The following is an 11,560-nucleotide window of genomic DNA, read 5'->3' as shown; positions in this document are numbered from 1 at the left end:
CATCATGACGAGCCCCGACAGCACCACCGGAGGACTTCTGCATCGGATGCGACCATCGGCCGCGTGCTGCAATTATTAGAACACACTATCGGCCAGGCCGCAACCCCGCGTCATCGTTGTGGTCGCTGTCGGCACCGACGCTAGTCCGCACATCCCGTTTCGAGCCTCGTCCGCGAGTCGACCTCGAAGCGGAGCACGTCCATGACATTCGCAGCCGAGGTGCGCGGCGGGCAGGAGACCTTCGGTCCCAGGGACTTGGCACGTCGATGAGGCTCTCGCGCTGGCGGTGGACCTCTAGACTCACCGACCGTGACCCCGCTCCCGCCAGCCGCAGACCAGATCGCCCCCGACCCCGCGATCCCGCTGCCGCCGTACGCCTTGCGGATGGGTGGGCAGCACTTCAAGAAGGACGCCGACTTCGTCAACGCCGGAGTCCGCGATGCTCGCGTGCTGCGACGCCGCGCCGGGCTCGGTCCGCGCAAGCGCGTCCTCGACTGGGGCTGCGGCGCCGGACGACTCGCGATCGGGATCAAGCACCTGATGGGCAACGTCGCCGACTACCACGGCGTCGACATCCAGCCCGAGCTGCTCAACTGGGCCAAGGACAACCTGACCGACGAGCACACCCGCTTCACGCTGGTCGACGCCCACAACGCGCGCTACAACCCCGACGGTGAGCAGTCCTTCCACATCCCGGCCGAGGCCGAGAGCGTCGACGTCCTCTACGCCTACTCGGTCTTCTCACACATGCTCACCCAAGACGTCGCCGGCTACGGCGCCACGATCGCGAGCATCCTGGCCCCGAAGGGCCGCGCGTGGGTGACCGCGTTCGTCGAGGAGGACGTGCCCGACTGCGTCGAGAACCCGACCGACTACCTCAAGCTCGAGTGGAAGGGCGCGCTGCACTGCGTGCGCTTCGACCGACGCTTCTTCGAGGCGACGCTGTACGACGCCGGGCTCGCCGTGGACGAGTTCGTCTACGGTCGCGAGACCGACGGGCAGTCGATGTACGTCCTGCGCCGGCGCTGATCGTGCGCTCGAAGACCCGCGCGCTCGCCGAGCAGAACGAGCGCCTGGCCCGCGAGGTCGAGCGGCTGCGCAAGCGAGCCGACGAGGACTCCGACCTGTCGTTCCTGTTCGTGATGACCTACGGCCGCTCCGGCTCGACGCTGATCAGCGGCCTGCTCAACGCCATCCCCGGCTACCTCATCCGCGGCGAGAACCGTCATGCCCTGCACCACCTCTTCGGCTATCACCGCACCCTGGTCACCGAGAAGTCCAAGGGCCCGGCGAAGGCCTACCGCACCCCGACCCACCCGTTCTTCGGCATCGGCGACGTCCCGCTCGCCGCGTCCCTGGCAGGCATCCGTCGCCTGGTCCTGGAGACGCTGCTGCGGCCGCACGCGGCCACCCGCGTGGTCGGCTTCAAGGAGATCCGCTGGTACGGCGAGGACATGGAGGAGTACGTCGCGTGGTTGCGCCGGGTCTTCCCGGGAGCGCGCTTCCTCGTCAACACCCGCGCCCACGAGTCGGTGCTCGCCAGCGGCTGGTGGGCCCAGGGCGACCGCGAGCACAACGCCGCGCACCTGGCCGAGACCGAGCGGCGGATCCTCGCGGTCGCAGCCGAACTGGGCGACGCGGCGTACCACGTGCACTACGACGACTACGTCGCCGACCCGACCGTGCTGCAGGGCCTGTACGCGTGGCTCGGGGAGCCGTGGGACGAGGAGTCGGTGCGCGCGACGATGGCCGTGCGCCACTCGGTCTGACCCCGACCCAGCCTCGGATCACCGGTTCAGCCGAGGGAGCGGGACTGCGCGGCGATCAGGTCGCGGTACCAGCCGAACGACTTCTTGGGCGTGCGCTCGCCCGTCGCGAAGTCCACGTGCACGAGCCCGAAGCGCTGGGTGAACCCCTCTGTCCACTCCCAGTTGTCGAGCAGGGACCACGCGTAGTAGCCGCGTACGTCGACCCCGCGCTGCGCCGCCTCGGCGACCGCGTGCAGGTGGGCGTTGAGGTAGTCGATCCGCTGCTGGTCGTCGACCACGCCGTCGACGCCGGGCTCGTCGGCGTACGAGCAGCCGGACTCGGTGATCACGATCGGCGGCAGCGCCGCACGGAAGCGCGCGCGGAACATGATCAGCCACTCGCGCAGCGCGTCGGGGACGACGGGCCAGCCGAAGCCGGTCACGGGATAGCCGAGCAGCTCGAGCATCTGAAAGGGCATCTCGGCGTCCTCCGGGGCGGCGCCGATCTTGAACGGTTGGTAGTAGTTGACGCCGTAGAAGTCGAGCGGCTGGCGGATGACCGCGAGGTCCCCGGGGGCGACGACCTCCTCGAGCAGCGGGGCCAGGTCGACCGGGTAGCGGCCGAGCAGCATGGGCTCGAGGAAGAGCCCGTTCCAGATGGCGTCGAAGAGCTTCGTCGCGCCGACATCCGCGGCGTCCTCGCTCGCCGGCCACATCGGGGCGTGGTTGTTGGCGCACCCGATGCTGCGCGCCCCGGCCTCACGCAGGGCGATAGCCGCGCGCCCGTGGCCGAGCAGCAGGTGGTGCGCCACCGGCAGTCCGTCGAACATCAGCTCACGGCCGGGGGCGTGCATGCCCAGGCTGTGCCCCATGAGCATCACGACGTTGGGCTCGTTGATCGGGATCCAGTGCGCGACCCGGTCGGCGTAGCGCTCCCCGACCAGCGCGGCGAACTCGGCGAAGGCCTCCACCGTCGAGCGGTTGAGCCACCCGGCGTCGTCCTCGAGCGCCTGCGGCAGGTCCCAGTGGAACAGCGTCGCCGTCGGCTCGATGCCGGCCTCGCACAGGCCGTCGACCAGGCGGTCGTAGAAGTCGAGACCCTTGCGGTTGGGCGTGCCGCGACCTTCGGGGAGCAGGCGCGACCACGACAGCGAGAACCGGTACGCCGGCGCCCCGAGGTCGCGCAGCAGCGACAGGTCCTCGTCGAGGCGGTGGTAGTGGTCGCTGGTCACGTCGCCGGTCGAGCCGTCCTTGATCCGCCCCGCCCGGCGACTGAAGGTGTCCCACACGCTGGGGCCGCGACCGTCCTCGGCAGCGGCGCCCTCGATCTGGAAGGCAGACGTGCTCGTGCCCAGCACGAACCCCGGGGGCAGCGCGGGCGGACCTGGGGGTCTGGCAGGTCGCCCGTCGGGGGGAGGAGGCGGCACAGGCACAATGATGCCCGTGAGTGTCGAGATCCGCCGGGCTTCTGCATGCTTCGCCGAGCGAACCGAGGGACGCCTGAGCCGTCACGGCCTCTCCTTCGGCGCCGCCTACGACCCCGACAACCTGAGATTCGGGCCGATGGTGTGCCATGACGACCACCTCCTGGGCAACGGTCGCGGCTTCGAGACCCACCGCCACTCCGACCTGGTCATCGTGTCGTGGGTGGTCTCCGGCGAGCTGACCCACACCGACTCCTCCGACACGTCGCACGTGGTGGCTCCGGGTCAGGTAGCGGTGCTGACGACCGGCGCCGGCGTCGAGCACAGCGAGGTCGCCAGCGCGCCCCAGACGAGGTTCGTGCAGGTCTGGCTGACGCCCCCAGACGACGAGGGCGCCCCCGAGCCGTCGTACGACGTGTCGACGCCGACCCTGGAGACCGGGACCCTGACCCGGGTCGTCGAGCCCGTGCCCGGCGCCGTGCTGTCCGTCGCCCGCCTCGACGAGGGCGACACCGTCACTCTCCCCGGCGGCGCCTTCGTCCACGCCTACCTCGCGCGCGGCGCGCTGCTGCGCTCGAGCCTGGCCGAGCCGCTCGAGGAGGGCGACGCGTTCCGGTTCGTCGACGGGGGCCCGCACGAGGTGACGGCGGCGGTGCCGAGCGAGCTCCTGGTCTGGGTGTTCGACGCAGGCTGAGCCTGAGCCTGGATGCACCGACTGGCGGCGTGGCGAGCCTCACCAGGCCGGCCGTCCGGCAAGGCGCCACCGTTCGCTAGCGCGGACCGGGCGCCAGGACCGTCAACGCCCCCGGCAGGACCTCGACCAGTGCCGGCGCTCCGGCGCGACGCGGCAGGGCGCCGAGCGGCTCACCGTCACCTCCGACGGGTACGCCGGAGGCGCCCCGTGTGGTCGGGTCCGCCGCCACCTCGACGCGCCGACCGCGCAGCACGGTGACCTGGGGCAGGTCGACGTGCGCGCCGTCGTACACCTTCGGGAGCGAGCGCATCAGCGAGAGCTTGGACGCGGCCTCGATCACGACCACGTCGAGCAGCCCGTCGTCGAGGACGGCCGCGGGCGCGATCTTCATGCCCTTGCCGTAGTAGCAGGAGTTGGCGACCACGACGTTGGACGCGGCGTACTCCCCGACGACGCCGTCGACCGAGACCCGGTAGGTCGCGGGCTTGTAGCCGGCGAGGGCGCGGATCGCGGCATAGGGGTACTGGAGCTTGCGAGGCAGGCGGTGGGCGCCGTCCACGAGCTCGGCGGCACGCGCGTCGACGCCGCAGTAGACGGAGCCGGCGACCCGTCGGGGTGCGGCGCCGGGCAGCGTCCACTCGATCAGGTCGACGCGGCGCTCGAGGCCGGACAGGAGGACCGCGGCCTGCTCCTCGGCACCGTCGGGCAGGCCGAGCATCCGGGCGAAGTCGTTGCCGCGTCCGGCCGGCAGCACCCCCAGCACTCCTCCGGCGAGGGAGACCGAGCCGGCCAACGACGAGAGCATGCCGTCACCGCCGACGGAGACCACCACGTCGCCGCGCGCCACGGCCGCCTCGACGAGGTCCGCCATGGCCTGAGGCCCGGGCGAGTAGGTGACGTCCACGCGCGCCCCGGCGTCGCGGAGCAGGCGCGAGACAGGGAGCACCGCGCCGGGCGCGGCCCCGCCACCGGAGGCCGGGTTGACCAGGAAGGTGAAGGAGCGGGGGTCAGACATCGGCGGCATCGGGGATCAGCACTCCGGGATTGAGGATGCCGGTGGGATCGAGGTCGGCCTTGACCGCCCGCAGCACCGACGCACCGAGCTCGCCGATCTCCTGGGTCAGCCACGGCCGGTGGTCGGTCCCGACGGCGTGGTGGTGGGTGATCGTCGCACCCGCCGCCATCATGGCGTCGCTGGCGGCCGCCTTGGCCCGCAGCCACTGCGGGAGCGGGTCGTCGGCGCCTTTCGCCGCGATCGTGAAGTAGAGCGAGCAGCCGGTCTCGTAGACATGGCTGATGTGGCACAGCACGATCGCGCCGTCGCCGAGCTCTGCGGCGAGCGCGTCCTTGACCCCGGTGTAGAGCGGGTCGCGGTTGGACCAGAAGGTCGCGGTCTCCATCGTCTCGACGAGCACGCCGACGTCGAGCATCGCGTCACGCAGGTACGGCGCGCCGAAGCGGCCGTGCGCCCAGGCCTCGCCGGGCTCGGTGCCGAGCGGCGTACCCCCGAGGCCCTCGAGCACGGCGGTGACAGCGGCCTGCTTGGCGGCGACCGCCGCCGACTCCCCCTCGTAGCCGGTGATCATCAGGCAACCGGCCCCGGCGCCCCCGTTGTCAGTGCCAGCACTGCCGTCGCCGTCGCCGATCTCGTCGGGCCGGGCGAGGTTGATCGCGGTCTCGTTCTCGTCGGAGAGTCGGATCACGGTGGGCAGCAGGCCCGCCTGCGCGAGGGTGCGCATCGCCTCGGCCCCGGCGTCGAAGGACGACCAGCGCCAGCCCTCGTAGACCTTGACGGCCGGCAGTCGGCGCACCCGCACCGTGACGGCCGTGATCACCCCGAACGCGCCCTCCGAGCCGAGGATCAGCTGGCGCAGGTCGGGCCCGGCGGCATTCGCGGGGGCACTGCCGAGTCGCAGCTCGCCACGCGGCGTGGCCACGCGCAAGCCGACGACGAGCGCGTCGAAGCGGCCGTAGCCGGCGCTCGACTGGCCGCTCGACCGGGTCGCGGCGAAGCCGCCGATCGTGGCGTACTCGAACGACTGTGGATAGTGCCCCAGCGTCAGGCCGCGCTCGGCGAGCAGTGCCTCGGCCTCGGGTCCGCGCAGTCCGGGCTCGAGGATCGCGGTCATCGAGACCTCGTCGACGTCCAGCAGACCCTTCATCCGCACCAGGTCCAGCGAGATCAGTCCCGCGAAGCCGTCGCGCCGAGCCGCCAGCCCGCCGGTGACCGCCGTACCGCCCCCGAAGGGGACGACCGCGATCCGGTGCTCGACGGCCAGGGCGAGCACGGCGGCGATCTCGTCGTGCCCGGCAGGCCGTACGACGACGTCCGGGGCGTCGCCCAGGTCGCCGGCGCGCATCCGCAGCAGGTCGGGCGTGGACTTGCCGCGGGTGCGCAGGCGCCGGGTGGCGTCGTCGGTGAGCACGAACTCGTCCCCGACGACGGCGCGCAGGGCAACCACGAGGTCGTCGGCAAGTCCGCTCTCGGGGAGGGCGGGCTCGGCGAGGGCCGGTCTGTCGGCCAGCCCGAAGGCCAGCTCGACCAGCCCGCGGGCGGAGTCGGGCAGCGGGCCCGCCAGGGCCGGGTCGCCCCAGCGGGAAGGGTGCATCTCGGACTGGACGAAGGGCAGGGACGGCGATGTCGTCTGGCTCACGTGTTACAGTGTTACACATGACGTCACTTCGTCACAACCAGACGCCCGATCCGGGGCCGACCCGGGATCCCCGGGACCTCTACCTCGACGCCGCGCGCGCCTGCCTGCTCGACGTCGGCTGGCGTCGTACGACACTGACCGAGGTGGCTCGTCGAGCCGGCGTCTCGCGGATGACGATCTACCGCACCTGGGCCGACATGCCGCGACTGCTGGCCGACCTGATGACCCGCGAGTGGTCGGGCATCGTGGCGAGCGCGGTGGCCGACCAGGACGACACCCTGCCGCGCGTGGAGCGCCTGGTCAGCGCCATCACCGCGACGGTGCGCGCCCTGCGCGCCAACGAGCTGTTCGTCCGCATCGTCGAGCTGGACCCCGAGCTGATCCTGCCCTACCTGCTCTCGCGTCGCGGGCGCTCGCAGGACCTCATCCTCGACGTCGTCGAGCGTGAGATCCTCGCCGGCCAGGCCGCCGGGGAGGTGCGCCCGGGCAGCCCGAGCAGCATCGCCCGCGGAGTGCTGCTCGCCGCCCACGGCTTCGTCCTCTCCGCGCACACGATGGTGGACGGGCAGGTGAGCGAGCAGGACGTCGAGAGCGAGCTCGCACACCTCCTGACGAGAGGACTGCTGCCGTGAGCGGCTCCCCCACCTCCCCCACCTCCCGCATCACCCCCGGCCTCGCGGCGGCCCCGAGCGAGGTCGACCTCGTCGTGATCGGTCTCGGCGTCACCGGCGCCGGCGTCGCCCTGGACGCGGCCACCCGCGGCCTGTCGGTGCTCGCCGTCGACGCCCACGACCTCGCCTTCGGCACCTCGCGCTGGTCCTCCAAGCTCGTGCACGGCGGCCTGCGCTACCTCGCCAACGGCCAGGTCGGCGTCGCCCACGAGAGCGCCGTAGAGCGCGGCATCCTCATGGAGGTCACCGCGCCGCACCTCACCCGCGCGATGCCGTACGTCGTGCCGTTCACGTCGTCGACGGGCCGGGCGCAACAGCTGCTGACCCGCGCCGGGATGCGCGCCGGCGACCTGCTGCGCCGCGGAGCCCGCACGTCACCCGACACCCTGCCGCCACCGCGGCGGCTGTCCACGACCGAGCTCCTCGCCATGGCGCCCCCACTCCGCTCCGCGGGCCTGACGGGCGGCACGCTGTCGTGGGACGGTCAGCTCGAGGACGACGCCCGGCTGGTCACCACGATCGCGCGCACCGCCGCGGCCCACGGAGCGCACGTCCGCACCCGCGCGCGGGTGCTGAGCGCCACCGGCACCCGGGTCGACCTGCGCGACGAGCTGACCGGCGCCACGCACACCGTCACGGCGCGCGCGGTCGTCAACGCGACCGGCGTCTGGGCCGGCGACTTGGTCGACGAGGTGCGCCTGCGCCCCAGCCGCGGCACCCACCTGGTGCTGCGGGCCGAGACCCTGCCCGGCCTCACGACTGCGGTCTTCGCGCCGGTCCCGGGGTCGACCAGCCGCTTCGTCATGGTGCTCCCCCAGCCCGACGGCACGCTCTACGTCGGCCTCACCGACGAGCCCGTCGAGGGCCCGATGCCCGACGTACCGACGCCCTCGGAGTCCGAGATCGGCTTCCTGCTCGACGTCGTCTCGGCCTCGTTCACACGCCCGCTGCACCGCTCGGACGTCGTCGGCGCGTTCGCCGGGCTGCGTCCCTTGCTCGACACCGGCGCCGACGGCTCCACGTCCGACCTCTCCCGCCGCCACGCCGTCCTCACCAGTCGCACCGGGGTGGTGACCGTCGTTGGCGGCAAGCTCACGACGTACCGCCGGATGGCGCAGGACGCGGTCGACGCGGCCACCACCGCGGCCGGGCTGACGACCCGCGCCTGCCGGACCGCGACCCTCCCCCTGCTCGGCGCTGCACCTCGCGCCGAGCTGGCCGCGCTCGAGCTGCCGACGCGTCTGGTGCGTCGCTACGGCATCGACGCCGCGCTGGTGCTGTCGAACGCGCGCGACGTGACCGGACTGGACGACGACGCGCTGCTGGCCCCCGTCTCCGACCGCGTGCCGGTGACCCTCGCCGAGCTGGTCTTCGGGGTCACTCACGAGGGGGCGGCGGACGTCGACGACCTGCTGGACCGGCGCACCCGCATCGGCCTCGTCCCGGCCGATCGCGACGCCGCACGACCGGCTGCCGAGCACGCCCTCGCCACGGTCCGCGCGCAGGCGCGGTCCCGCACCGGTCAGCCTCCGAGCGGCAGCTCGGCGACGGTCTCGTAGCGCGGACGACCCCGCGGACCCTCACCGAGGTGGGAGGCCACCAGCGCGACCCGGTCGACGGTCCAGGCGGGCCCCTCGTAGGCGTCGAGGACCCGAAGCCAGCGCGTGGCTTCGGTCGGGTGGCCCAGGCGAGCGACCGTGAGGTGCGGGCGGAAGCGCCGGCCGTCGACCGGGACCCCCGCCCGACCGGCAGCGGCTCGCGCCCCGGTCGCCAGGCGGTCGAGCTCGGTACGGTCCTCGAACGTCAGGTCGAGGCCGGCGTACAGGACCCGAGCGTGGGCCGGGTCCGGAAAGGCCCCACCACCGGCGATGCGGACGGGGAACGCCGGGCGGCGGGCGGCTGCGCGGGCCAGGCCCTCCTCGAGGTCCTCGACGGCGTGGTCGGAGACCGACGCGAGGAAGGCCAGCGTCACGTGCAGCTGCTCGGGCGGCGACCACCGGAAGAATCCGTGCTCCCGTCGTGGTTCGAGGAAGGCGTCGAGGTCCTCGACGACCTCCTCGGGCGGCACGATCGCCGCAAACATCCTGGTGCCCTTCTGTCGACCTCTCGCTGGCCCTCCTCCCCGACTCATGCCACCAGTGTGGGCGTCGCACGCGATTGCGAGCCAGGGATTTCAGCCGATGCGCGTGCCGAGGAGGGAGCCCACGAGGAAGGTGACCAGCATCGCGAACAGGCCGCCGGCCATGTTGCGCACGACGGCCCTGCCGGGCGGCGCCTCGCCCAGTCGCGCACTGACGAATCCGGTCAGCGCGAGGGCTGCCGTGACCGCCACGATGGTCACCCAGACGCGTGCCGAGGCAGCGATGAGGCTGATGATGAGCAGGGGCAGGAGGGCGCCCAGCGTGAAGGAGATCATCGATGCCCAGGCCGCGGCCCAGGGGCTGGTGAGCTCGTCGGGGTCCAGCCCCAGCTCGGCCTCGGCGTGCGCCCGGAGGGCGTCGTGGGCAGTCAGCTGCTGGGCGACCTCGAGAGCCAGGTCGGCGTCCAGGCCCTTGCCGGTGTAGATGTCGGCGAGCTCGGCCAGCTCGTCGTCGGGGTCGTCACGCAGCTCGCGACGCTCCTTGGCCAGCAGCGCCCTCTCGGAGTCGCGCTGCGTGGAGACCGAGACGTACTCGCCGGCCGCCATGCTCATCGCGCCGGCCACGAGCCCGGCGACACCGGCCACGACGATGGCGCTGCGGTCGGTGGTGGCGCCGGCGACGCCGACCACGATGCCGGCGGTCGAGACGATGCCGTCGTTGGCGCCCAGGACCCCCGCGCGCAGCCAGTTGAGTCGACTCGCCACGCCCTCGTGGTGCGGCTCGTCGGCGTGCGGCCCGATGTCCTCGGGGTGGACGGGGTCGCCCACGGGCTCGGTGGTCTCGCTGGTCATGGCCTGATCGTGGACCGGTCCGCTGGTGCGATCAAGCAAGGCGAGGCTGCGCTGCCACGCGGCCATCTGCGACGGCGACGGGGCGGCGACGGGAGGACGACGGCGGCACCGGTCCGATCGACCAGTTCTGCACGAGCCTGCCGCTCCCCGGCCTGTGCCCCTGACCGGGGGACGCTCAGGTCGGCTCAGGCCGTGAGGGGACCGGCCGCCACCGCGTCGTCGTGCGCGACGTGCGGCGACGAGGTGCGCAGACCCAGCACGCCGGCTGCGAGGCAGGCCAGGATGACGGCCAGGGAGAACCACGGGAAGACGGCGTCGAGGCCCCAGGTCGTCGCGGCCCAGCCGGCGACGATCGTCGGCACGGCCATCGCGCCGTAGGCGAGCACGTAGTAGGCCGACATCACCGAGCCGCGGTGGTCGGGCGGCACGACGTGGCCGAGGTGGCGCAAGGATCCGCCGAAGGCCAGCCCGAAGGTCAGCCCCATCAGGACGGCGACGGCGCACACCTCCCAGGCACGGCCGCTGTCGAGGGCGAGCACGCTCAGCCCCAGGGTGATCGCCATCCCGAAGTCACCGGCGATCGCCGCGCGACGCGCCTCGATCCGACCGAACACCGCCTGGCTCACCGCCGCCGACCCGGCCATGGTGGCGACGACCGCCCCACCGAAGACGATGCTCTCGATCCCGGTCGACACCCCGGCGAACGTCGGGAAGAGCGAGAGGTAGACCCCCAGCACCGACCACGAGGCCATCACGCCGAGGACGGAGAAGCGGAAGTCCACCGCGATCTCCGGGGGCACCTGCGGCCTGCTGATCCGCAGCCGAGCGCCGGCGGCGCCGGTGCGCGCACCGTGGGGCTCCTGCATCGCGAGCACGCCGACGAGGAGTACCAGCACGACGACACCCACGACGGCGTACGGCGTGACGAACGGGGCCGGACCCAGGTCGGCGAGCACCGCGGCGCTCAGGATCGTGGCGGCCATCCCGACGTTGAACATGATCCCGGTCAGCTGACCGGTGCGGGCCCCGTCGTGGGGGCGCAGGTCGAGCAGGGCCGCGCTGCCCGCCACGACCGCCGTACCGACCGCAGCGCCGTGCAGGGTGCGCGCGACGAAGAGGGCGGCCACTCCCTGGGCGGTCATGAAGATGACGAGCCCGAGGAGCATCGTGACGGCGGCGCCGACGAGCAGCGGCTTGCGGCCGTACTTGTCGGAGGCGCGCCCGGCCATCAGCACGGCCCCGAGGGCGGCGAAGGCGTAGGCGGCGAAGACCAGCGTGGTCGTCAGCGGCGCCAGGCCCCAGCGCTCCTCGTAGAGGCCGTACAGCGGGGCCGGCGCTCCGGAGACTCCCAGGGAGACGGCGAGCAGGGTGATCACGAGCGGGTAGGCCCAGGCCTGCTCGGGCCGGTCGCGACCCCCTGGTCGCGAGGGCGCGGCC

Annotated in this window: 11 protein-coding genes; 5 read left to right on the top strand and 6 right to left on the bottom strand. The window is 72.8% G+C overall.

Features of this window, described 5'->3' with window-relative positions; all coding sequences use genetic code 11:
- The first annotated feature begins 309 nt into the window (after nucleotides 1-309).
- Nucleotides 310-1,029: a class I SAM-dependent methyltransferase gene (locus Q1K33_RS19315; RefSeq protein WP_300406386.1), complete on the top strand. Its 720-nt coding sequence runs from the start codon at nucleotides 310-312 to the stop codon at nucleotides 1,027-1,029.
- A gap of 2 nt (nucleotides 1,030-1,031) precedes the next feature.
- Nucleotides 1,032-1,769: a sulfotransferase gene (locus Q1K33_RS19310; RefSeq protein ID WP_300406385.1), complete on the top strand. Its 738-nt coding sequence runs from the start codon at nucleotides 1,032-1,034 to the stop codon at nucleotides 1,767-1,769.
- A 26-nt stretch (nucleotides 1,770-1,795) separates the two neighbouring features.
- Here the strand turns inward: Q1K33_RS19310 and Q1K33_RS19305 are convergent, their stop codons facing one another.
- Entirely contained in the window at nucleotides 1,796-3,175 is a 1,380-nt protein-coding gene (locus Q1K33_RS19305; RefSeq protein ID WP_300406384.1) for a GH1 family beta-glucosidase, read from the bottom strand.
- A 16-nt stretch (nucleotides 3,176-3,191) separates the two neighbouring features.
- On the opposite strand from Q1K33_RS19305, the gene Q1K33_RS19300 reads away from it, so the two are divergent.
- A complete protein-coding gene (locus Q1K33_RS19300; RefSeq protein ID WP_300406383.1) occupies nucleotides 3,192-3,866 on the top strand; it encodes a pirin family protein in 675 nt (224 codons plus the stop codon).
- A 76-nt stretch (nucleotides 3,867-3,942) separates the two neighbouring features.
- On the opposite strand, the gene Q1K33_RS19295 is transcribed toward Q1K33_RS19300, so the two are convergent.
- Nucleotides 3,943-4,881, bottom strand: coding sequence for a diacylglycerol kinase family protein (locus tag Q1K33_RS19295; protein WP_300406382.1), 939 nt, complete (start codon nucleotides 4,879-4,881; stop codon nucleotides 3,943-3,945).
- A complete protein-coding gene (locus tag Q1K33_RS19290; RefSeq protein WP_300406380.1) occupies nucleotides 4,874-6,520 on the bottom strand; it encodes an FAD-binding oxidoreductase in 1,647 nt (548 codons plus the stop codon). Before Q1K33_RS19290 ends, Q1K33_RS19295 begins: the two co-directional genes overlap by 8 nt.
- Nucleotides 6,521-6,537: 17 nt before the next feature.
- On the opposite strand from Q1K33_RS19290, the gene Q1K33_RS19285 reads away from it, so the two are divergent.
- Nucleotides 6,538-7,152 carry a TetR/AcrR family transcriptional regulator gene (locus Q1K33_RS19285; RefSeq protein ID WP_300406379.1) on the top strand — a complete coding sequence of 205 codons (615 nt, stop codon included), beginning with the start codon at nucleotides 6,538-6,540 and terminating at the stop codon, nucleotides 7,150-7,152.
- The gene (locus Q1K33_RS19280; protein ID WP_300406378.1) at nucleotides 7,149-8,750 is read left to right on the top strand and encodes a glycerol-3-phosphate dehydrogenase/oxidase; all 1,602 of its coding nucleotides are present in this window, start codon (nucleotides 7,149-7,151) and stop codon (nucleotides 8,748-8,750) included. Before Q1K33_RS19285 ends, Q1K33_RS19280 begins: the two co-directional genes overlap by 4 nt.
- On the opposite strand, the gene thpR is transcribed toward Q1K33_RS19280, so the two are convergent.
- The 3 genes from thpR to Q1K33_RS19265 form a co-directional block, all read right to left on the bottom strand.
- Entirely contained in the window at nucleotides 8,714-9,274 is a 561-nt protein-coding gene (thpR, locus tag Q1K33_RS19275; protein ID WP_300406376.1) for an RNA 2',3'-cyclic phosphodiesterase, read from the bottom strand. The genes Q1K33_RS19280 and thpR overlap by 37 nt on opposite strands.
- 90 nt (nucleotides 9,275-9,364) lie before the next feature.
- Nucleotides 9,365-10,123: a VIT family protein gene (locus Q1K33_RS19270; protein ID WP_300406375.1), complete on the bottom strand. Its 759-nt coding sequence runs from the start codon at nucleotides 10,121-10,123 to the stop codon at nucleotides 9,365-9,367.
- A gap of 185 nt (nucleotides 10,124-10,308) precedes the next feature.
- Nucleotides 10,309-11,560, bottom strand: a 1,252-nt coding sequence (locus Q1K33_RS19265) for an MFS transporter (RefSeq protein WP_300406374.1), incomplete at its 5' end; no start/stop codon positions are given.

Origin of the sequence: Nocardioides sp. (genome assembly GCF_029937575.1) — a bacterium.
Classification (GTDB): Bacteria; Actinomycetota; Actinomycetes; order Propionibacteriales; family Nocardioidaceae; genus Nocardioides.
Note: the sequence above shows the minus strand (reverse complement) of the source record. Positions and strands in the feature narration are given on the sequence as shown.